We start from the raw sequence: 20,982 nt of genomic DNA on the forward strand, positions 1-20,982 counted from the left end.
GGCCCCCGCGAGCACGGGCCGGTGAATAGGCTGGTCGGATGTCCCTCCCCGGTCTCGACTTCCGCCACTTCCCCGCCGCACTGACCGCCGAGGGCGGTCCCGACGCCGCCACCCGCGCCTGGGGCACCGCGATCAACGCGGGGTTCCACGAGAAGGAGTACTCGGCCGAGCAGTGGCGCGACTGGGCCGAGCACATGGTCGCCGACCAGCGCTTCCTGACCGCGGTGCACGACTCCGACGCCCCCGAGGGCCTGGACGGCGCGGCGGTCCCCGTCGCCACGTACGCCGCTTTCCCCGGCACGCTGCAGGTCGGCCGCGGCAGGACCCTCGACGCGCACCTCGTCTCGCAGGTGACCGTGCGGGCCACCCACCGGCGCCGCGGGATCCTGCGCGCCATGATCACCGACGACCTCGACCGCGCCCGCGAGGCCGGCGCCGCCGTCGCGCTGCTGACCGCCAGCGAGGCCTCCATCTACCGCCGCTTCGGCTTCGGCCGCTCCGCCTTCACCCGCTCGATCCGCGTCGACACCGGTCCGCGCTTCGCCCTGCAGGTCGAGCCGGCCGGACGCGTCGAGGTCGTCTCGACCCCGTGGCTGCAGTCGCGGGTCGAGGAGGTCTTCGCGGCGTTCCACGCGCGCACCCCGGGGTCCATCACGCGCCAGTCGCGGGCCGCGGGCAACGCGGTCGGCATGGAGACGGGCGAGACCGTGTCGGGACCCTCCGTCCGCTCGGCCGTGCACCTGGACTCCGAGGGCGTGCTCGACGGATACGTCACCTACCGCGCCACCGGGCCGGACGACGACGACCGCACCCTCGCGGTCGTCGACCTCGTCGCCGCGACGGAGGACGCGTACCTCGGCCTCTGGGGCTTCCTCGGCGCCGTCGACCTCGCGTCGACCGTCACGTGGGACATGGCTCCGCTCGACGACCCGCTCACCTGGGCGCTGCGCGACGCGCGCGTGGTGCAGGTGACCACGGTCTCCGACCTGATCTGGACCCGAGTCCTCGATGTCGCGGCGGCGTTCGGCGCGCGTCCGTGGACGAGCGACGGCGAGCTGGTGATCGCGGTGAGGGACGCCCTCGGGCTCGTCGACGGCGGCTACCGGATCACGGTCGACGGCGGGGAGGGGCGCGTCGAGCGCACCGACGCGGCCGCGGTGCTCGAGCTCGACGTCGCCGACCTCGGCACGCTGCTGCTCGGATCGGCACGCCCGTCGACGCTCGCCCGCGCGGGCGCCGTGGTGCTGGCTCCGGAGGACCGCGAGCGGGTCGACCGCTTCTTCGCACCGGTCGCGGAGCCGTACTGCATCTCGTTCTTCTGATCCGGTAGGGCGCTCGGAGCCGCACACATAAGGCTCAGAGCCGGGCTCCAGCGGCATTCGCCCCAGTCGGAACGCTGAGCCTTACTTCTGCAGGCCTCGCGACTCGCAGGCTCCTCCGGGCGTCCCCGCATGCGGCGTCGGTCATGCTGGAGGACCCCCCAACCTGGAGGTCCGCGTGGGTGCATCCGTGATCGTCGACGTCATCGTCGTGCTGAGCCTGATCGGCGCGCTGGTCGACGGCCTGCGCCGCGGGTTCCTCCGCACCGCCGGCGGACTCGCGGGCATCGTCGCCGGCGCGATCGGCGCCTCCTTCGCGGTGCCCGCCGTCTCGGCCTGGGCCGCGGGGAGCGAGTGGCGCCTGCTGGCCGTGATCGGCACCGCGGTGCTCTGCCTCGGCATCGGCTACGCGATCGGCGCCTCCATCGGCGCCGCGTTCGGCCGCGGGGCCGACAAGGTGAAGCTCGGCGTGCTCGATCGGCTCGCCGGAGGAGTCGCGGGCGTCGCGATCTCGGGTCTCGTCTGGATCGCGATCACCTCGGCCGTCTCGCTCCTGGGCGTGCCGCTCGTGACCACCTCGGTCGCGGGTTCCACCGTCATCCGCACCATCGACGATCTGACCCCGGATCCGGTGCGCGGCTTCCTCGCGCAGCTCCAGTCGACGGTCGTCGACGAGGGCACGTCGTGGATCGTCGAAGCGATCGACGCCCCGACGCAGGCGCCGAGCATCGCCGACGTCGCGACCGACGACCCCGAGGTGGCGACCGCCGCCGACTCCGTCGTGCGGGTCTCGGGCACGGCCTGGGCCTGCGACGTCGGAGTGACGGGCAGCGGCTTCGTCGTGTCGGACGACCGCGTCGTCACCAACGCCCACGTCGTCGCCGGAGTGTCGGAGCCCGTCGTCGAGGCACCGGGCGAGCCGCCGCGCACCGGCCGCGTGGTCTACGTCGACACCGCCGCCGATCTGGCGGTCGTCGCGGTCGACGGACTGTCCGCCGCTCCGCTCGCGCTCGACGACGCGGTCGCCGCGGGCGACGACGCGGTGGTCGCGGGCTACCCCTTCGGCGGGCCGCTGACGCTCGGATCGGCGCAGGTCTCCTCCGATGCCACCGTGTCGCTGATGGTCGACGGCACCCCCACCTCGCGCGAGGTGCTGACGCTCGCGGCGGTCGTCAACCAGGGCAACTCCGGCGGCCCGCTGCTCTCGCTCGAGGGCACGGTCTCGGGGGTCGTGTTCGGCAAGGCGGCGTCGGTGGACAACGTGGGCTACGCGATCCCGCTGTCGGTGCTGTCGCCGGTGGCGGCGCAGGCGCCGTCGCTGAGCGCGGCCGTCGATCCGGGAGCGTGCGTCTCGCGCTGAGAGTCAGCCGAGGGGACCGCGGGTGAGCACGAGGTCCAGTCCGTCGAGCCGCAGCACCTCGTCCGAGGCGCCGGGGCCCTCGAGGTAGGCCGTCACGGCGGGGTCGACCGGGAAGCGGGCCGACTCCTGGACCGCGATCGCGACGATCCCCTCCGACGCCGGATCGGTCGTGTACCGGTCGCCGAGGTACGGGACGTAGACGCCCGAGGACATGCCCTGCACGAGCACCAGCCCCTCGTCGAGACCGCGCTCGCGGAGGGCGTCGGCGACGCGCGCCACTCCGGTCGGCCGCTCCTGCAGGACCCCGACCGTCGAGGTCGCCCCGATGACGACGGAGGCGGCCAGCAGGACCGCCCCGACCCCGCGGGCGATCCGGGGCGGCAGGGAGACGCGCCCGCGCAGCGCCTCCGCGATGCCCACTCCGGCGAGCGCGCAGAGCAGCCACGCCCAGACCGCGTAGTAGTGCGGCAGCGCGACCGAGCTGATCGCCAGGTGGAAGACGAGCAGCAGCGCCGTCGCCGAGCCGAGGTAGAGCACGAGCGCGCGCTGCCGCGGTGCGATCAGCGCGAGGAGCACCCCGGCGATCAGCACGGCGAGCGCCGGGACTCCGAGGCCCACCGCCGTGAACCAGAGGTTCGCCCACCACGGCGGGAAGGCGTAGGCGGCGCCGGCCACGTCGATCAGGTGCCCGTCGGCGTTGTGCTCGGACTGGAACTCGACCAGGTACCGGATCGCCTGCACCGGATGCACGGGCAGGTAGGCGAGCACGGCGGCGACGAGGAAAGCGGAGAAGCCCGCGGCGCCGATCCACGCGCGCCGGCGACTCCGCCGGCCGACCATCAGCAGCGGGATCAGCACGACCGGCGCGAGGACCGCCGTCGTGAGCTTCGACGTGACCGAGAGGGCGAGGAGCGCGCCCGCGAGCGGCATCAGCCAGGCGCGCGCACCCTCTCGCCGGGCCCACGCCCACGCGGCCGCCATCGCGGCGACGGCGAACAGGATCATGAACGGCTCGAGGATCGCGAACCGGTCGATCCGCCCCGGGCCGCCCGCGCTCGAGCGGGGAAGCAGGAGGAAGAGACCGGCCGGGATCAGGGCGAGCACGAAGCCGAGCTCGCGCTTCAGCCAGAACCAGAGGATCGCGCCGGTGAGGAACGTCGCGGCCGCGGCGGCGAGGCGGCCGGCGAACAGCCCCTCGCCCAGGAGGAGCTGCGCGAGGCCGAGCACGTACTTGGCGGTCGGCGGGTGCTCGAGGTTCGCGCTCACGTCGCCGTGCAGGTAGTCCCAGCCTGCGGAGAGGTAGACGGGCTCGTCCGAGTTCACGTTCGCGGCGGTCAGGTTGCCGAAGCACTGCACGAGACCCCAGAGGACGGTCACGAGGAGAGCCGCCCATTTCATCCGGCGATCCTATGCGCTCAGTGCGGTCCCGGTGCTGCCGCGGGAGGCCCCCCGCGGTGTCGTCCCGCGGCCGGGGCCGCGCGGGCGGCGGCCGGTAGGATCGACCCGCATCCCCCGCCCCCTCTCCAGGAGCCTCGAGCACATGGCACAGAGCCGCATCGCCGTCCCCGACACCACCGCGAACGCGGAGGCGACTCCCGAGAAGGAGCAGCCGTACGCGGCCCTCGGCCTCAAGCCCGACGAGTACGCGAGCATCCGCGAGATCCTCGGTCGGCGCCCCACGAGCGGCGAGCTGGCGATGTACTCGGTCATGTGGAGCGAGCACTGCTCCTACAAGTCGTCGAAGATGTACCTCCGCCAGTTCGGGCAGAAGGTCTCCCCCGCCATGAAGAAGAACCTCATGGTCGGCATGGGCGAGAACGCCGGAGTGGTCGACGTCGGCGAGGGCTGGGCCGTCACGTTCAAGATCGAGAGCCACAACCACCCGAGCTACATCGAGCCGTTCCAGGGCGCGGCGACCGGAGTGGGCGGCATCGTCCGCGACATCATCTCGATGGGCGCGCGGCCCGTCGCGGTCATGGACGCGCTGCGCTTCGGAGCGATCGACGACCCCGACACGGCGCGCGTCGTGCACGGCGTGGTCGCCGGCATCTCCTTCTACGGCAACTGCCTCGGCCTGCCGAACATCGGCGGCGAGACCTACTTCGACTCCGTCTACCAGGGCAACCCGCTCGTGAACGCCCTCGCGGTCGGAGTGCTGCGCCACGAGGACCTGCACCTCGCGAACGCCCGCGGAGTCGGCAACAAGGTCGTGCTCTTCGGGGCGCGCACGGGCGGCGACGGCATCGGCGGCGCGTCGATCCTCGCCTCCGACACCTTCGCCGACGGCGGACCGACCAAGCGCCCGGCCGTCCAGGTCGGCGACCCGTTCGCCGAGAAGGTGCTCATCGAGTGCTGCCTCGAGCTGTTCCGCGGCGACCTCGTCGAGGGCATCCAGGACCTCGGCGCGGCCGGCATCTCGTGCGCGACCTCCGAGCTCGCCTCCAACGGCGACGGCGGCATGTTCATCGAGCTCGACTCGGTGCTGCTGCGCGACCCCTCGCTCACGGCCGAGGAGATCCTCATGTCGGAGTCGCAGGAGCGCATGATGGCGGTCGTGACGCCCGAGAAGCTCGACGCGTTCCTCGAGGTCGTCGGCAAGTGGGACGTCGAGACCAGCGTGCTCGGCGAGGTCACCGACTCCGGCCGCCTGATCATCAACTGGCACGGCGAGGAGATCGTCAACGTCGACCCGCGGACCGTCGCGGTCGACGGACCGGTCTACGAGCGCCCCCTCGAGTACCCGGCCTGGCTCGACGCGCTGCAGGCCGACTCGTCCTCGCGCCTGCCGCGGAAGACGTCCGGCGACGGCCTGCGCGCCGAGACCCTCGCCCTGCTGGGCTCGGCGAACCTCGCCGACAAGAGCTGGATCACCTCGCAGTACGACCGCTACGTGCTCGGCAACACGGCCCTCAGCTACCCCGACGACGGCGGCATGGTCCGCGTGGACGAGGAGTCGGGTCTCGGCTTCGCCGTCGCGACCGACGCCAACGGCCGCTGGTGCCAGCTCGACCCGGCGCAGGGCGCCCGCCTCGCGCTGGCGGAGGCGTACCGCAACGTCGCCGTCACCGGCGCCTCCCCCGTCGCCGTCTCGGACTGCCTCAACTTCGGCAGCCCGGAGAACCCCGAGGTCATGTGGCAGTTCCGCGAGGCGGTCACCGCCCTCGCCGACGCCTGCCTCGAGCTCGAGATCCCCGTCACGGGCGGCAACGTCTCGTTCTACAACCAGACCGGCGACGTGCCGATCTTCCCGACCCCGGTCGTCGGCGTGCTCGGCGTGATCGACGACGTCGCGCGCCGCATCCCCTCGGGCTGGCAGGACGAGGGCGACAACGTCTACCTCCTGGGCACGACCCGCGACGAGCTCGACGGGTCGGCCTGGGCCGGCACCGTGCACGACCACCTCGGCGGCCTGCCGCCCGAGCTCGACCTCGGCCAGGAGAAGGCCCTCGCCGAGCTGATCGCGGCGGGCGCGCGGGAGTCGCTGATCGCCTCCGCCCACGACCTCGCCGACGGCGGGCTCGTCGTCGCGGTCGCCGAATCGGCGCTGCGCTTCGGCGTCGGCGTGCGGATCTGGCTCGACGAGCTGATGGAGCGCGACGGGGTCGACGCGACGGCCGCCCTCTTCTCGGAGTCGACCGGCCGCGTGCTGGTGTCGGTGCCGCGCGAGGACGACGTGAAGTTCCGCGGGCTCTGCGAGGGGCGCGGGTACCCCGTGCTGCGCATCGGCGTGACGGATGCGGCGACTCCGGCCGTCGAGGTGCAGGGGCTGTTCACGCTGCCGCTCGCGGAGCTGCGCACGGTGAACAGCGCGGTGCTGCCGAAGCACTTCGCCTGAGGGGCGTCGCGGTTCCGCAGAAGTTGCGGTGACGGCGCGCGGTTCCGCCGACTTCGGGAGGATCGCCGTGCGGGCTCCTGCGGGCTCGGTTCCGCAGAAGTCGCGGTGACTGCTCACGCTTCCCGCAACTTCTGGAGAGTGGGCACGTCTCCGTGGCCGTCGCGCCGTCCACTGTCCAGAAGTCGTCGTACCGGGGCTCGAGTACGACGATTTCGGAGGACTCGAGCGCCGCAGCGGGACGCGCGGGCTCCCGCCTGCTCGCTTCCTCAGAAATTGCGGTGACCGCGCACGCTTCCCACAACTTCTGGAGAAGAGGCGGATCCGAGGGTTTCGTTATTACGGAATTGTCGTAAGAGTGGAGGTATGACCTCTCGCGACCTCGCCGCCGAGCTCGACGAGCTCCGCGCGCGCCTCGACCGGCTCGAAGCGGGCGGAGTCGTCGCCACCGCGCCCGACGCCCCGCACGACGACCCGCTCTGGGCCCTCACGGCCCTCCGCGACCGGCTCCCTCCTCCCGGCGGCGTCGTCTTCGCGGGCACGGTCGGCACTCCGGCAGGCCCCGTCGAGTGGCAGTACGGGCTCACCACCGACGCGTTCTTCGAGCGCGACTGGGGCGCCAGCCCGGGCCCCGCCGCGCTCGCGGCCCTCGGCAGTCCGGTGCGCCTGCGCTTCCTCCAGGCCGTCGCCGGCGGAGTCGAGACGGTCGCGCAGCTCGCCGAGAGCGAGGGCGCCGGCACGACGGGTCAGATCTACCACCACGTCAACCAGCTCGTCGCGGCCGGCTGGCTCGAGGCGCGCGGACGCGGACGCTACGGCGTCCCTCCGGAGCGCCTCGTCCCGCTGCTCGTGATCCTGCTCGCCTCCGGAGGTCCCCGATGACCCGCCGCACCCGTCTCGTGGCCGCCGCCACCGCCGCCGTCGCGGTCCTCGCCGCCGGTGTCCTCCTCCGCCCGCCGACCCCGTCCCTCTCCCCCGAGACGACCGGCGACGCCGAGCTCGCGAGCTGGATCGGCGACAACCTCGGCGACGGCGTGCGCGACGAGATCGTCGCCGCGGTCGTCACTCCGGACGGCGTGCGCTTCGCCGGCTTCGGCGCGGACGAGACGACCGAGGTCGAGATCGGCTCGGTCACCAAGACGATCACCGCGCTCCTGCTCGCGCAGAGCGCCGCGGCGGGCACCGTCGCGCTCGAGGATCGGGCCGCCGATCACGCCGACGTCGGTGACTTCGGCGGCACCCTCGAGGAGCTCGCGACGCACACCTCCGGACTGCCGCGGCTGTCGAGCGGACTCGGCACGATCGGGCGGTCGCTGCTCGCGCAGCTGCGCGGAACCGATCCCTATGCGGGCTACTCCGCCGACGACGTCCTGCGCCACGCGGCCGACGCGTCGCGTATCGACGAGCCGTTCCTCTACTCGAACCTGGGCGCCGCGGTGCTCGGCCAGACCCTCGCCCGGGCGGAGGGGGTCGACTACGCCGATCTCGTGCAGGAGCGCGTCTTCGCCCCGCTCGGCATGACCGGCAGCCGCATCCCGACGACCGCCGACGCCCTCGGGCCGGACGCGCCGACCGGGTACGCCGCGAGCGGCCGCTCCGTCGACGCCTGGGCGATGGGCGGCTACGCCCCCGCGGGAGGCGTGCGCTCGACCGCGGCCGACATGGCCCGCTACGCGCAGGCGCTGCTCACCGACGATCCGGCGCTCGGAGTCGCGGCCGACGAGGTGCTCGCACCGCGGCACGACGCCGGCGGGTCGGGTCGCGTCGGCCTCGCGTGGTTCACCTCCGAGGCGGCCGGCGGTGGCCTGACGACGTGGCACAACGGAGGCACGTCCGGCTACTCGACGATGCTCGCGATGGACCGCGAGCGCGGAGTCGCCGTCTTCCTCAGCGGCAGCACCGCCACCTCGGTCGACGACGTCGGCCTGGACCTGCTCGCCCACGTCCTGGAGGAGCAGTCGTGATCCTCGCCACGCTCGTCGCACTCGTCATCGGCGTCTACGTCGTCGGACGCACCGCCCTGGCAGCGGTGCCGCTGCGCCGGTTCCCGAAGCTCCTCGCCGGCGACCGCCTCCGCCTGCTCTCGCACCTGGTCGACGCGGTGCTCGTGCTCGCGCTCGTCCGGGTCTTCGCCGACTGGACCGCCGTGACGCTCGCTCCGTGGTTCGCACTGGTCGCGGTCACCGCGGCCGCCGTCGCCGGAGCCGCCCTGCGCTGGGAGTCGCTGCCCTGGCTCGCCGAGGGCGAGAAGGCCGGCCGGCGCGGGGTGGGGCTCGCGGCGTCCGTCGCGGTGACGGCGGTGCTCGTCGGACTCGTCGCGGCCTGACGCGCGGTCAGTCCTCCTGCTCGGGCAGCGGGTCCGGGGCGTCGTTGTCGAGCACGCGGCCGTTCTGGTCGCCGACGCTCAGCACGGTCGACGGGCTCAGGTTGAGCGTGTCGCCGGCGTAGAGCGAGTCGATGCCCACTCCGTCGCGGCGCACCGAGTTGAGCGCGTCGAGGAACTCGGGGCTGACGCAGAACCGCTCGGCGATCTCGGCGCTGATGTCGCCTCCGGCCACGAGGTAGGAGGCGGGGCTGCCGTCGGTCGCGGTCGTGACGGTGCCCGTCGCGCCGGTCGTCGGACCGCTGTCGCGGACGGACTCGAGATCGACGTCGCCGATCGAGCCCGAGGGAGCGGCGGCAACCGAGGCGCAGGAGCCCGTCGACGGCGTGGAACCGGAGGCGCCCGCCAGCGGAACCGGCGCGAGCACCTCGCTCGGCACGGGACGCGGAGCGGCGGCGGGCTCCGTCGTCGCGGCCGGCGTCTCGGCCGGAGCGCTCGGGCTCGGGGCCGGCGACGTGCAGCCCGCCAGCAGGAGCGTCGAGGAGAGGGCGATCAGGATTCGCTGGGTCGTCGTCTGCCGTGCCACCCGGCGACTCTAACGCGGCCTCCGCCCGACGGCGCCGCCCCGCACCGGCCGTCAACGGGAAGTGGTCGTCCGGGAACTGCACGACGGTCGAGTATTGCCTCCCAGCACGCTGAGGATCACACTGTCCCGCAGAAGGCGATGATGCCGGATCCGCACTGCTCGACGATCGGCCAGGGGGACGCCGATCCGTACACCGTGACGAACCGTCCACGAGCGGGTGGGAGCTTCCGCGCTCGAAGGCGAGCGGTGATGATCGCGCTCCTCCTCTCCAGCTGGGCCGTCGTCACCGCCACCTCCGCCGTGGCGACCGACGCCGGTTCGAGCGGTCCGGTGGTCATCGTCGAGGAGACGGTGACGACACCCGCTCCGGGCACGACCACCACCACGACCCGCACCTCGACGTCCATCCCGTCCGTCGAGCCGCCAGTGACCGCGGTGGACCCGGTGTGCACCGCTGCGACGACCCTCCTCGACCAGAACCGGCCGACCGCGGCACTGGCTCTGATCGACGCCGAGCGCACGGCACGAGGCGACGACGGGGCGCAGCTGTGCGCCGACGAGAGAAGAGCCGCCCTGATGGCCGACACGACCGGGCCGCAGGGCCCGACGGGCGATGCCGATCGCGCCTGGGAATCCGTCGTCGGGCAGTGGATAGCGCCCCTTCTCGGGGGCCTGCTCATCGCGCTCGGGTGGACAGCGCTCGTCTTCATCGTCGCGGTCCGTGCGCTCACCGCTCTTCCCTGGGCGCAGTCCCGTCGCAGCGGGCGCGGCTCGCAAGCGGCGCTCGCTGCGGGTGCCACCGGGAGCATCGTCTTCGCCCTCGGCATGCTCGCCGGTCTCCTCAGTCAACGCGGACGCGGACTGCGGCTCGAGGAGAGCGGCGCTGCCGGCGAGGCGATCACCCAGGCGCCGTCGGCGTTCTGGCTCGCCCCGGCGGCGCTCCTCGCCGTGGCTGCGGTCCTCACCGCCCTTCATCTCCTCGGCCGGCTCCGCGTCTCCCTCCAGGCGACCGACAAGGAGGGGGACGCCGACCGATCCCAGCAGAGGACGACCCAGTTGATCGCGCTCCTCGGTCGAGTGGGAGGCAGTCCGCCTGCCGGTGTCGAGATCCCTCGAGGGAGCGATGTGACATCGCTCGGAGACTCGATGTTGCTTCCGGCTCCGGCGAACGCCCTCGCCAAGGCCGTCCTCGGGGTCCTGGCCGCCCTCATCGGCAGCACGCCCTGGAAGGTCGTGCTCGACTACCTGGACGACGACACGGCCGCAGTCGTCGTCAGCCGGAACGGACGGACCGTGCAGACGGCCGTCCTCTCGACGTCGGCCGGCGCAGGCGCAGAGCCGCTCTACGGCGCGGACGAGACCGAGCAGAAACGCTCGATGCTCTGCCCACTCGCCGCCGGCGTCGTGATCGTCGCACTCAGCCGCGCCCACCCGGGCTTCGAGGGTCTGGCCGGCGCCACGGACGGGCGGAGCGTAGGCCTTCAGTACGTCGCGACGACCACCTTCGCCGACGACCACCGGACCGCGGAGCTCCTGCTCGGCCGCGCCCTGAAGATCGACCCGGGGAATCGAGCCGCGGACGTCGCGTTGCAGAACCTGCTGCATCGGGGCGCGACGGACGCGGCCGAGCTGAGGGCCTATCGAGACAGTCTCGCTGCGACTGCCGACCGTCTCCGTGAGGACGGCCACACCCTTCTGGCGCAACGAGTGATGATCACGTACTTCGCCGTACTCGTGAACCTGCACGCCGCCGCGAGCGACACCCTCCGTCCCCATGACCTCGCGCAGCGCCACGCCCAGATGTCGGAGCTGCTCGCGCAGACGGAGCGGTTGGACCGCCTCACCGAGCAGGATCCGCTCCTGCTCGCGACTCGGCAGCGGTACGCGGTCCTCACGACGGCAGTCGAGACCGAGTACGAGGGCGTAGGGGAGGAACCTCTGCCCGGTCCCGGCGACACCGCGGGACTCTACTCTCGCCTCGATCCGCACGGCGCTTACAACTCAGCCCTCGTGGCGCTGCAGACAGGCGACGACGCGCTCGCTGAGTTCCTCGTCCGGCCCGCGCTGACTCTGCTGGAGCTGCGCCGATGGATCCGTCGAGATCCCGACGTCGTGCGGAATCGGGGCCGGGCAGCCGTAGCCAGGATGGTGGGCAGCAGGTCGCCCGTCGGGCTGTGGGACCTGGAGCTGTTCGCCCCGCACCGCGCGGCCTGCCGCCGAGCCGGCTTCATGACTCCGCTCGCCCTCGCCGCAGTCGCGGCCGACGAGAAGACGGCCGCGGATCTGAACATCACCATGACGGGGTTGCGCCGCCTGACGGAAGCGGCGGGCGTCGCCGCCCGCCTCTGGAGCGTCGACGCACCCGCTGTGGCTGACGAGACGACTCTCGCGGAGTGGCGGGTGGACGTGGCCGAGATCGTTCTCGACGGTCACTCGGCCGACGGCTCGACGCTGCTGGGAGTCGTGGAGGCTCTGGGGAGACGAGTACGGCCTGCCCTGCCGGAGGGCGATCGCGATGCCTTCGGTCCGATCGCCACGGCGTGGCTCATCGAGCTCGATCTGGTGACCTGACGCCGGTCTCCCGCTCGCCCTCTCGATTGACCTCCGCAGCCGCTGAATGCCATGACGAGCCCCTGTTGGACACGCGGGCCCGGGCGGCGTGGGATGGGAGCATGCAGTACACGAATCTCGGCCGCACCGGCCTGTCCGTCTCCCGCGCCGTCCTCGGCACCATGAACTTCGGACCCGAGACCAGCGAGCCCGACTCGTTCGCGATCATGGACCGGGCGCAGGAGCTGGGCGTCAACTTCTTCGACACCGCCAACGTCTACGGCGGCGACGGGAACCGCGGCGGCACTGAGGAGATCGTCGGCCGCTGGTTCGCGCAGGGCGGCGAGCGCCGCGAGCGCACCGTGCTGGCGACCAAGGTCTACGGCGACATGGAGCAGTACGCGGCGCCCGGCGCCGAGCGCGGCCGCGACTCCTGGCCCAACGGCGGACGCCTGTCGGCCCTCAGCATCCGCCGCGCTCTCGACGACAGCCTGCGCCGCCTGCAGACCGACCACATCGACCTCTACCAGTTCCACCACGTCGACCGCTCGACGCCGTGGGACGAGATCTGGCAGGCGATGGACGTCGCCGTGCAGCAGGGCAAGGTCCTCTACGTCGGCTCGAGCAACTTCGCCGGCTGGCACATCGCGCAGGCGCAGGAGGCGGCCCGATCGCGGCACTTCACCGGCCTCGCCTCGGAGCAGTCGATCTACAACCTGCTCACCCGCGACATCGAGCGCGAGGTGCTGCCGGCCGCGCTCCACTACGGGCTCGGCGTGATCCCGTGGTCGCCGCTGCAGGGCGGGCTGCTGGGCGGAGTGATCGAGAAGACGGAGTCGGGCAGCCGCCGCAACGCGGGCCGCTCCGCCGAGGCGATCGAGAAGAACCGCCCGGCGCTCGAGCAGTACGAGGCGTTCGCCCGCGAGCGCGGCGTCGCGCCCGGAGAGCTCGCGCTCGCGTGGCTCCTGCACCAGCCCGGCGTCACCGGGCCGATCACGGGCCCGCGGACCATGGAGCAGCTCGAGAGCGCGGTCGCGTCGGTCGACGTGGCGCTCGACTCCGACGACCTGGCGCGCCTCGACGAGATCTTCCCCGGGCACCGCACGGCGCCCGAGGACTACGCCTGGTGACGCCGCCACTCACCCACCCACTCCCCACGAACGAAGAGGACTCATGAAGCAGCGCGCACTCGGCGACATCACCGTCGGCGCGATCGGCCTCGGCGGCATGCCGATGTCGATCGAGGGCCGCCCCGACCGCGACCGGTCGATCGCCACGATCCACGCGGCGCTCGACGCCGGCGTCACCCTGATCGACACCGCCGACGCCTACCACCTGGGCGGCGAGGACGACCTCGGACACAACGAGCTGCTGATCGCCGAGGCGCTGCGCGGCTACGGCGGCGACACCTCCGGAGTGCTCGTCGCCACGAAGGGCGGGCACCTGCGCCCCGAGCCCGGCGTGTGGACGCAGGACGGGCGTCCCGAGCACCTGAAGGAGGCGGCGCGCGCGTCCGCGCAGCGCCTCGGAGTCGAGGCGATCGGGCTGTACCAGTACCACCGGCCCGACCCGTCGGTGCCGTACGCGGACTCGATCGGAGCGCTCGTCGAGCTGCTCGACGAGGGCGTCATCGTGCGCGCCGGCATCTCGAACGCCGACCCGGCGCAGATCCGGGAGGCGCACGGGATCCTCGGCGGGCGCCTCGTCTCGGTGCAGAACCAGTTCTCGCCGTCGTTCCGCTCCAGCGAGCCGGAGCTCGAGCTCTGCGCGGAGCTGGGAATCGCGTTCCTGCCGTGGAGCCCGCTCGGCGGCATCTCGTCGGCGGCCGAGCTGGGCTCGCGCTACTCGGCGTTCGCGACCGTCGCCGAGGCGCACGGAGTCTCGCCACAGGTGGTCTGCCTGGCGTGGGAACTGGCGAAGGCGCCGATCGTGCTGCCGATCCCGGGCTCGTCGCGTCCCGAGAGCATCCGCGACTCGGCCACGGCGGCCGACCTGGAGCTGACCCCGGAGGAGCTCGCCTCGCTCGAGTGAGTGGCGGGTCTCGATACGCCCCTCCGGGGCTACTCGACCAGCAGCAACTCCCCGCTGATCGAGTAGCCCGCGCAGCGGGCGTATCGAGATCCCCCACCGCCGGACGCGCGGGTCTCGATACGCCCCTTCGGGGCTACTCGACAAGCAGGGAGCCGACGCAACATCAGTGCCGAGGGGGGTCGGGCGGCTGTCAGCCGTCAGACCCCCCTCTCAGCTGAGGTTCTGCGACACCGCGGACGGTGACGGCAGCGCCGACACGAAGGCGCGGGCCGCCGCGGTCGGCCGTTCCGGAACCGCCACCATCGTGCGCCAGACGAGCAGCGGATCCTCGAGCGGCACCGCGGTCAGCGCCTCGGGCCGCTTCTCGGCGAAGTGCGCCGGCACCACCGCGACGCCCATGCCGTAGCCGACCAGGTCGAGCAGCGTGTGCACGTCGTTCACCTCGAGCTCGATCTCGAACGCCAGACCGTGCTCGGCGAACGCCTGCGCGGCCAGGTGGCTCGCGCCCCAGTGCCCCTGCAGCCCCACGATCGTCTCGCCGACGAGATCGTGCACGCGGCACACCGCGCGGTCGGCGAGCGGATGATCGGGGTGCGCCAGGACCGCGAAGCCCTCGCTCGCGAGCGGCAGGGTCCGCACGCCCGCGGGCGTCGCTCCGATGTCGGCGACCAGCGCGAGATCGAGACGGCCGGCGGCCACCGCGTCGAGCAGCGCGCCGGACCCGTCGTGCGTCAGCCGCAGCGCGACTCCCGGATGCTCGCCGCGGAACGTCGCGAGCTCGCGCGGCAGGTGCACGCCGCCCAGGCACTCCTCCGTGCCGACCGCGAGGCTCCCGCGCAGCACGCCCTGCACCGCCCGCACCGCGTCGCGCGCGGCGAGGGCGCTCGCCACCGACCGCTCCGACTCCTCGAGCATCGCCCGGCCGGCGGGCGTCAGCTCCACGCGCCGGGTGCTGCGGGTGAACAGCGGACTGCCGAGCTCGCTCTCGAGCGCGCGGATGGAGGCCGACAGGCCCGACTGCGAGATCTGCAGCGCGCTCGCGGCGCGGGTGAAGTGCTGCTCCTTCGCCACGGCGAGGAAGTGTTCGAGCTGACGCAGTTCCATGGGTCCATCTTCGCCGCGCGCGGGGGCCGGCGGGGACCGCGGGCTCAGACCGGGGCCGAGACCGCGATCACGACTCCTGTGAGGGACGAGCGCAGCCGCTCGAGGCTCTGGTCGTCGGAGTCGCCGTCGAGGAGGGACTGCTTCACCGCGCCCTCGTAGCTCGCCAGCACGAGACGGACCGCGACGGTCGGCTCCAGCGCGAACGTCCGGCCGACCTGCTGCAGCGCCGAGCCGATGATGTCGACGAGGGAGGCGTCGAAGCGCGCCCGGAACCCGCTGTAGCGCGGCGCGATCGCCGGGTCGCGCAGAGCCAGCAGCTCGAACTCGGCCTGCACCAGGCACCAGCGGCGGTCGTCGTCGAAGGGGCCGTGCAGGAAGTCGAGCACCACCGCGCCGAGCGCCTCGGCGGTCAGCGGCTCCGCGGTGCCGGCGAGCTTGGGCAGCGTGCGGCCCATCTGCTCGACGAGCCCGGCGAGGCGGGCGCCGTTCTCGCGCTCCATCAGGGCGAAGAACAGCTCCTCCTTGCTGGTGAAGTTCGAGTAGAAGGCCCCGCGGGTGAAGCCGGCCCGCTCCGACACCTGCTCGACCGAGGCCGAGTGCACGCCGGTCTCGGCGAAGACGTCGTAGGCCGCGTCGAGGAGCCGCTCGCGGGTGCGGCTGCGGCGGGAGGACTGCTCGGGAGCGTCGACCACGGTCATTCCTGGATCCTCTCCGAGAGCTGTCACGGGGCGTTGAGCGGAATCACTGTATCGGATACGTTCCTGTATCGGATACATTCGTGTATCGGGTACACCGTCGTATCGTCCTCCTCCCCTCGATCATCAGGAGACCGCGTGTCGTCGCTGCTCTACCGACTCGGGCGATGGGTCTACCAGGCCCACCGTCTCGTCGCCGTCCTCTGGCTGGCCGTCGTCGTGCTCGCGGGAGGCGGCGCCGTGCTGCTGAACCAGGGCACCGACAACAGCTTCTCGATCCCGGGCACCGAGTCGCAGACCGCGCTCGACCAGCTCGAGCGCACGTTCCCGCAGGTCAGCGGCACGTCCGCTCGCTACGTCGTCGTCGCTCCGGACGGCGGCAGCGTCGAGGACGCGGACATCACCGGGCCCGTCGGCGACGCCGTCGCCGCGCTCACCGACGTCGAGGGCGTGGCCGCGGTCACCGATCCCTACTCCGACACCGTCGAGGGCACGATCTCGGACGAGGGGAACGCCCTCGTCATCACCGCGCAGATGGAGGGCTCCGCGACCACCACCTCCGAGGAGTCCCGCGACGCCCTCCAGGCCGAGGCGACGACCCTCGAGGACGCGCTGCCCGCCGGCTCCGTCGTCTCGCTCGGCGGCGACCTCTTCTCGCAGAACCTGCCCGGAGTGACGATCACCGAGGCGATCGGCCTGATCGTCGCGCTCGTGGTCCTGGTGCTGACCTTCGGCTCGTTCCTGGCCGCCGGCATGCCGCTCGTCACCGCTCTCCTCGGCGTCGCGCTCTCGATGTCGGCCATCTTCGTCGCGACCCGCTTCGCGTCGATCTCGTCGACGACTCCGCTGCTCGCCCTGATGCTCGGGCTCGCGGTCGGCATCGACTACGCCCTCTTCATCATCAGCCGCCACCAGGACCAGCTGAAGCAGGGCATGCACCCGGAGGAGTCGACCGCCCGCTCGGTCGCGACCGCCGGCTCCGCGGTGGTCTTCGCCGGCCTCACGGTGATCATCGCGCTGGTCGGCCTGTCGGTCGCGAACATCCCGTTCCTGACGACCATGGGCGTCGCCGCGGCGGGCGGAGTCGCGATCGCGGTGGTCATCGCGCTCACCCTCACTCCGGCGCTGCTCGGGTTCGCCGGCGAGCGCCTGCGCCCGAAGGAGCGCCGCGCGAAGAAGAAGGCGGCGGCCGCGAAGCAGGTCGCCGGAGCCCACGCCGACCCCGAGGTCGAGCCCGACTCGCTCCCCGCCTCTCCGGGCACCCACGTCCACGCCGAGGTGCCGCGAGGCTTCTTCCGCGGCTGGGTCCGCGCCGTCACCCGGTTCCCGATCGTCACGATCATCGCCGTGATCGGCGTGCTCGGAGTCGCGAGCATCCCGGCGCTGAGCCTGCGCCTCGCGCTGCCCGACGCCGGCTACCAGGCCGAGGGCACACCCGCCCGCGACACCTACGACCTGCTCGCCGAGAACTTCGGCGCCGGCTACAACGGCCCCCTCATCGTGACGGGCACCATCATCGGCTCGACCGACCCGCTGGGTCTCATGGCCGACCTCAAGACCGAGATCGAGGGACTCGACGGCGTCGCCTCCGTGCCGCTGGCCACCCCCAACGAGACCGCCGACACCGGCATCATCCAGGTGATCCCCGAGGGCGGACCGGACTCGGAGGCGACCAAGGCGCTGGTCGCCGAGATCCGCGACAAGCACGACTACTTCCAGGAGGAGTACGGCGTCGACCTCGCAGTGACCGGCCAGACGGCGGTCGGCATCGACATCTCGGACACGCTCGCGAACGCCCTGCTGCCGTTCGGCATCCTGGTCGTCGGCCTCTCCCTGGTCCTGCTGACCATGGTGTTCCGCTCGCTGTGGGTGCCGCTGAAGGCGACGCTGGGCTACCTGCTGTCGGTCGGCGCGTCGTTCGGCGCCGTCGCCGCGGTCTTCGAGTGGGGCTGGTTCGCCGACGCCCTGCACGTCGACAAGACGGGCCCGATCATCAGCTTCATGCCGATCATCCTGATGGGCGTGCTGTTCGGCCTCGCCATGGACTACGAGGTGTTCCTCGTCTCGCGGATGCGCGAGGACTACGTCCACGGACGGTCCGCGCGCGCCGCGGTCGAGTCGGGCTTCGTCGGCTCGGCGAAGGTCGTCACGGCGGCCGCGGTCATCATGTTCTCGGTCTTCGCGGCGTTCGTGCCCGAGGGCGACACGAACATCAAGCCGATCGCGCTGGGCCTCGCCGTGGGCGTGTTCGTCGACGCGTTCATCGTGCGGATGACGCTGGTCCCGGCGGTCCTGCACCTGCTCGGCGACCGCGCGTGGCACATGCCGCGCTGGCTCGACCGGATCCTCCCCTCCTTCGACGTGGAGGGCGAGGGCCTGACGAAGGAGCTCGCGCTCGCCGACTGGCCCGAGCCCGGAGCGACCGACGCGATCGCCGCGGACGGCCTCTCGCTCGACGGACCCGACGGCCCGCTCTACCGCGACGTCGCCGTGCGGCTGCCGGCCGGAGCCGCGCTCGTCGTGCACGGACCGCACCGCTCGGGACGCACCGCCCTGCTGCTGACGCTGGCGGGCCGGCTGGCCCCCGACTCCGGTCGCCTCAAGGTCGACGGGCTCGTGGTGCCGATCCGCTCCTCCGCGGTGCGCGGCCGGGTCGGGCTCGTGCGCCTGGCCGGAGCCGCCGATCCGATCGAGGAGGTGCGCGCGGCGCTCTCGACGCACCCGGCGCTCCTCGTGCTCGACGACGTCGACACGGTCACCGATCCGCAGCTGCGCGACGACCTGCGGGCCGAGCTCGACGGCGCCCGGGCGCACGCGCTCGAGCACGAGCGCCCGTTCACCGTCGTCGCCTCCGCCGTCGAGCCCGACGCGCTCGACGACCTCCTCCCCTCCGACCGCGACGTGCGCGCGGTCTCGACTGCGGCCGCCGGCCGCGCGATCGCAAAGGTCCTCTGACAGATGGCTCTCTTCTCCCTCGAGCGCCCCCGCGGCGCCAAGAAGGTGTCCTGGTTCACCCTCCTCGGGATCGTCCTGGTCCCCCTCGCCATCGGCGGGCTGCTCGTCTGGGCGCTGTGGGACCCGACCCAGCGCCTCGACCAGGTGACGGCCGCGGTCGTCAACGAGGACACCCCGGTCGACCTCAACGGGCAGACCGTGCCGCTCGGGCGCCAGCTCGCGGCCGGCCTCGTGACGGGGGGCACGGAGGAGTCCACGCCCGCGCCCTCCGCGTCCGCCACTCCCGCGCCGAACGTCTCGGGCTCGGACTCGACCTCGAACTTCACCTGGGTCCTCACCGACAAGGACGACGCCGCGGAGGGACTCGCCGACGGCTCCTACGCCACTGTCGTCACCATCCCCTCGAACTTCTCGGCGGCGGCGACCTCCTACGCGGGCGACGCGGCGGCGGCGACCAAGGCCACCATCGACATCGCCACGAGCGACAAGGCGAAGCTCGTCGACGACGCGATCTCGGCGACCGTCACGAGCACCGCCACGTCCCTCCTGAACACGCAGCTCACCACCGCGTACCTCGAGAACGTCTACGTCGGCTTCAACACGCTGAACGAGCAGATCGGGCAGGCGGCCGAGGGCGCGGGCACGCTCGCCGACGGAGCGACCGAGCTCGGCACGGGCGCCTCGACGCTCGCCGACGGCACCAGCTCGCTGGCCGACGGCATCGACGAGCTGTCGACCGGCGCATCGGCGCTGTCCGACGGAGTGGCGCAGCTGGGTACCGGGGCGACCGACCTGTCGGGCGGAGTGGCGCAGCTCGGCACCGGCGCGTCCGCGCTGTCGGGCGGAGTCGCGCAGCTCGCCACCGGCGCGCGCGACTCGGCGACGGGCGCCGCGCAGCTGGGCACCGGAGCGACCGCGGTCGCCGACGGGCTCGACCAGTTGAGCGCGAGCACCGTCACGATCGGCGAGAGCACCCAGCAGATCGCGCAGCTCTCGGGCGGCGCCGCGCAGTCGACCGCGGGAACCTTCGCGGCGCTGCAGCAGGCCCTCGAGGGCTGCGCCGACCCGCAGTGCCTGGCCGCGAGCGGCATCGTCGCGAACGCCCTCACCGCCGCCGACGGTCCGGTCGCACTGACCGCGACGGCGGCGGGAGCGACGCAGGCGCTCGATGCGGGGATCCGCGTCGGCACCCCCGAGGTGCCCTCACTCGTCGCGGGCACGCAGCAGGCCGCGGGCGGCGCCCGCCAGGTCGCGACCGGGGTGACCTCGCTCTCGACCGGCCTCGGACAGCTCGCCGACGGAGCCGACCAGACCGCCGCCGGAGCGACCCAGCTCTCGACCGGAGCCACGGCCGCCGCGACCGGAGCCGCCCAGCTGGCGACCGGCGCGACCTCGGCCGCCGACGGAGCCGCCGAGCTCGCCACCGGCGCCTCCTCGGCCGCCGACGGAGCCGATCAGCTCGCCGAGGGCGCCGTCGGAGTCTCGGACGGAGCCCTGCAGCTCGCCGACGGCACGCGGACCCTGGCCACCGGCCTGGACTCGGCCGTCGCGCAGCTGCCGACCTACACCGAGGCGGAGTCGCAGAACCTGGCCGACGTGGTCGCGGATCCCGTCGAGAACGCGAGCAGCTCCACGTCGCTGTTCGGGGCGTCCTCGGTGCCGTTCTTCACCACGATCGCCCTCTGGCTCGGCGCGCTGGCGTCGTTCCTGGTGCTCGCCGCGTTCTCGCACCGCGCACTGACCTCGACCCGGTCCTCCGCGGCGCTCGCCCTCTCCTCCTACGCCCCGGCGCTCGGGATCGGGCTCGTGCAGGGCCTCGCCGTCGCGATCGTCATGCAGTTCGTCGCCGATCTCGACGCCGGCTCGTTCGTCGGCTTCGCCCTGCTGTCGATGCTGGTGGGCGCGTCGTTCGCCTCCGTCAACCAGGGCCTCGTCGCGCTGCTGGGCGGAGTGGGGCGCTTCCTCGCGATGCTCGCCGCGGTCATCGGGCTGGGCGCAGGCATCATCTCGACGGTGCCCGGAGTGTTCGAGGACGCCCTCGGGTTCCTGCCGCTGTCGGCCGCGCAGAACGCGCTGTCGGGCGTGGTGGAGAGCACCGGAGGCGTCGGCGGCGCGGTCGTCGGCCTCGTGCTCTGGCTGCTGTTCGGCCTGCTGCTGACGGTCGCGGCGATCGCCCGCCACCGCGTCACCTCGGTGCGTGCCCTGGGCCGCCCCGCGGAGGCGTAGG

The 20,982-nt window shown here is 72.8% G+C and carries 15 protein-coding genes; 11 read left to right on the forward strand and 4 right to left on the reverse strand.

The features are described 5' to 3' along the window. Window positions 1-38: 38 nt before the first annotated feature. Both C1I63_RS03615 and C1I63_RS03620 read left to right on the forward strand, forming a co-directional pair. A complete protein-coding gene (locus C1I63_RS03615; protein ID WP_107573804.1) occupies window positions 39-1,322 on the forward strand; it encodes a GNAT family N-acetyltransferase in 1,284 nt (427 codons plus the stop codon). 175 nt (window positions 1,323-1,497) lie between these two features. Continuing rightward, window positions 1,498-2,679 (forward strand): MarP family serine protease, encoded by a 1,182-nt coding sequence (locus C1I63_RS03620; RefSeq protein ID WP_055794279.1) that lies wholly within the window; start codon window positions 1,498-1,500, stop codon window positions 2,677-2,679. Between the two features lie 3 nt (window positions 2,680-2,682). Here C1I63_RS03620 and C1I63_RS03625 read toward each other — a convergent pair whose 3' ends face one another. Next, a complete protein-coding gene (locus C1I63_RS03625; protein WP_107573805.1) occupies window positions 2,683-4,077 on the reverse strand; it encodes an ArnT family glycosyltransferase in 1,395 nt (464 codons plus the stop codon). A gap of 142 nt (window positions 4,078-4,219) precedes the next feature. On the opposite strand from C1I63_RS03625, the gene purL reads away from it, so the two are divergent. From purL to C1I63_RS03645, 4 genes are all read left to right on the forward strand, one after another. Continuing rightward, window positions 4,220-6,514, forward strand: a complete 2,295-nt coding sequence (gene purL / locus C1I63_RS03630; protein ID WP_107573806.1) for a phosphoribosylformylglycinamidine synthase subunit PurL — start codon at window positions 4,220-4,222, stop codon at window positions 6,512-6,514. A gap of 363 nt (window positions 6,515-6,877) precedes the next feature. Next, a complete protein-coding gene (locus tag C1I63_RS03635) occupies window positions 6,878-7,393 on the forward strand; it encodes a winged helix-turn-helix domain-containing protein (RefSeq protein WP_107573807.1) in 516 nt (171 codons plus the stop codon). Continuing rightward, window positions 7,390-8,475 carry a serine hydrolase domain-containing protein gene (locus C1I63_RS03640; RefSeq protein WP_107573808.1) on the forward strand — a complete coding sequence of 362 codons (1,086 nt, stop codon included), beginning with the start codon at window positions 7,390-7,392 and terminating at the stop codon, window positions 8,473-8,475. Before C1I63_RS03635 ends, C1I63_RS03640 begins: the two co-directional genes overlap by 4 nt. Further along, window positions 8,472-8,837, forward strand: coding sequence for a hypothetical protein (locus C1I63_RS03645; protein ID WP_107573809.1), 366 nt, complete (start codon window positions 8,472-8,474; stop codon window positions 8,835-8,837). Before C1I63_RS03640 ends, C1I63_RS03645 begins: the two co-directional genes overlap by 4 nt. Before the next feature lie 7 nt (window positions 8,838-8,844). Here the strand turns inward: C1I63_RS03645 and C1I63_RS03650 are convergent, their stop codons facing one another. Further along, window positions 8,845-9,420 (reverse strand): hypothetical protein, encoded by a 576-nt coding sequence (locus C1I63_RS03650; protein WP_107573810.1) that lies wholly within the window; start codon window positions 9,418-9,420, stop codon window positions 8,845-8,847. 249 nt (window positions 9,421-9,669) lie between these two features. Here C1I63_RS03650 and C1I63_RS03655 point away from each other — a divergent pair, with 249 nt between their 5' ends. The 3 genes from C1I63_RS03655 (at window position 9,670) to C1I63_RS03665 (ending at window position 14,001) form a co-directional block, all read left to right on the forward strand. Beyond that, entirely contained in the window at window positions 9,670-11,991 is a 2,322-nt protein-coding gene (locus C1I63_RS03655; RefSeq protein WP_107573811.1) for a hypothetical protein, read from the forward strand. Window positions 11,992-12,092: 101 nt separating this feature from the next. Further along, window positions 12,093-13,100 carry an aldo/keto reductase gene (locus C1I63_RS03660; RefSeq protein ID WP_107573812.1) on the forward strand — a complete coding sequence of 336 codons (1,008 nt, stop codon included), beginning with the start codon at window positions 12,093-12,095 and terminating at the stop codon, window positions 13,098-13,100. 43 nt (window positions 13,101-13,143) lie between these two features. Then, window positions 13,144-14,001 (forward strand): aldo/keto reductase, encoded by an 858-nt coding sequence (locus tag C1I63_RS03665; RefSeq protein ID WP_107573813.1) that lies wholly within the window; start codon window positions 13,144-13,146, stop codon window positions 13,999-14,001. Between the two features lie 210 nt (window positions 14,002-14,211). On the opposite strand, the gene C1I63_RS03670 is transcribed toward C1I63_RS03665, so the two are convergent. After that, on the reverse strand, window positions 14,212-15,105 hold the full coding sequence (locus tag C1I63_RS03670; protein ID WP_107573814.1) for a LysR family transcriptional regulator: 894 nt from the start codon (window positions 15,103-15,105) through the stop codon (window positions 14,212-14,214). Between the two features lie 44 nt (window positions 15,106-15,149). Further along, window positions 15,150-15,803: a TetR/AcrR family transcriptional regulator gene (locus C1I63_RS03675; RefSeq protein ID WP_055794258.1), complete on the reverse strand. Its 654-nt coding sequence runs from the start codon at window positions 15,801-15,803 to the stop codon at window positions 15,150-15,152. A gap of 135 nt (window positions 15,804-15,938) precedes the next feature. On the opposite strand from C1I63_RS03675, the gene C1I63_RS03680 reads away from it, so the two are divergent. Together C1I63_RS03680 and C1I63_RS03685 are read left to right on the forward strand one after the other, a co-directional pair. Next, a complete protein-coding gene (locus C1I63_RS03680; RefSeq protein WP_107573815.1) occupies window positions 15,939-18,755 on the forward strand; it encodes an MMPL family transporter in 2,817 nt (938 codons plus the stop codon). 3 nt (window positions 18,756-18,758) lie between these two features. Further along, window positions 18,759-20,981: a YhgE/Pip domain-containing protein gene (locus C1I63_RS03685; protein WP_107573816.1), complete on the forward strand. Its 2,223-nt coding sequence runs from the start codon at window positions 18,759-18,761 to the stop codon at window positions 20,979-20,981. Window position 20,982 lies beyond the last annotated feature (1 nt).

Origin of the sequence: Rathayibacter caricis DSM 15933 (assembly GCF_003044275.1) — a bacterium.
Classification (GTDB): Bacteria; Actinomycetota; Actinomycetes; order Actinomycetales; family Microbacteriaceae; genus Rathayibacter; species Rathayibacter caricis.

Excerpts from the sequence above, each read along its gene's own strand:
- C1I63_RS03615 (WP_107573804.1), top strand. The coding sequence starts at position 39 with ATGTCCCTCCCCGGTCTCGACTTCCGCCACTTCCCCGCCGCACTGACC.
- C1I63_RS03625 (WP_107573805.1), bottom strand. The coding sequence starts at position 4,077 with ATGAAATGGGCGGCTCTCCTCGTGACCGTCCTCTGGGGTCTCGTGCAG.
- purL (WP_107573806.1), top strand. The coding sequence starts at position 4,220 with ATGGCACAGAGCCGCATCGCCGTCCCCGACACCACCGCGAACGCGGAG.
- C1I63_RS03635 (WP_107573807.1), top strand. The coding sequence starts at position 6,878 with ATGACCTCTCGCGACCTCGCCGCCGAGCTCGACGAGCTCCGCGCGCGC.
- C1I63_RS03640 (WP_107573808.1), top strand. The coding sequence starts at position 7,390 with ATGACCCGCCGCACCCGTCTCGTGGCCGCCGCCACCGCCGCCGTCGCG.
- C1I63_RS03655 (WP_107573811.1), top strand. The coding sequence starts at position 9,670 with ATGATCGCGCTCCTCCTCTCCAGCTGGGCCGTCGTCACCGCCACCTCC.
- C1I63_RS03660 (WP_107573812.1), top strand. The coding sequence starts at position 12,093 with ATGCAGTACACGAATCTCGGCCGCACCGGCCTGTCCGTCTCCCGCGCC.
- C1I63_RS03665 (WP_107573813.1), top strand. The coding sequence starts at position 13,144 with ATGAAGCAGCGCGCACTCGGCGACATCACCGTCGGCGCGATCGGCCTC.
- C1I63_RS03670 (WP_107573814.1), bottom strand. The coding sequence starts at position 15,105 with ATGGAACTGCGTCAGCTCGAACACTTCCTCGCCGTGGCGAAGGAGCAG.
- C1I63_RS03675 (WP_055794258.1), bottom strand. The coding sequence starts at position 15,803 with ATGACCGTGGTCGACGCTCCCGAGCAGTCCTCCCGCCGCAGCCGCACC.
- C1I63_RS03685 (WP_107573816.1), top strand. The coding sequence starts at position 18,759 with ATGGCTCTCTTCTCCCTCGAGCGCCCCCGCGGCGCCAAGAAGGTGTCC.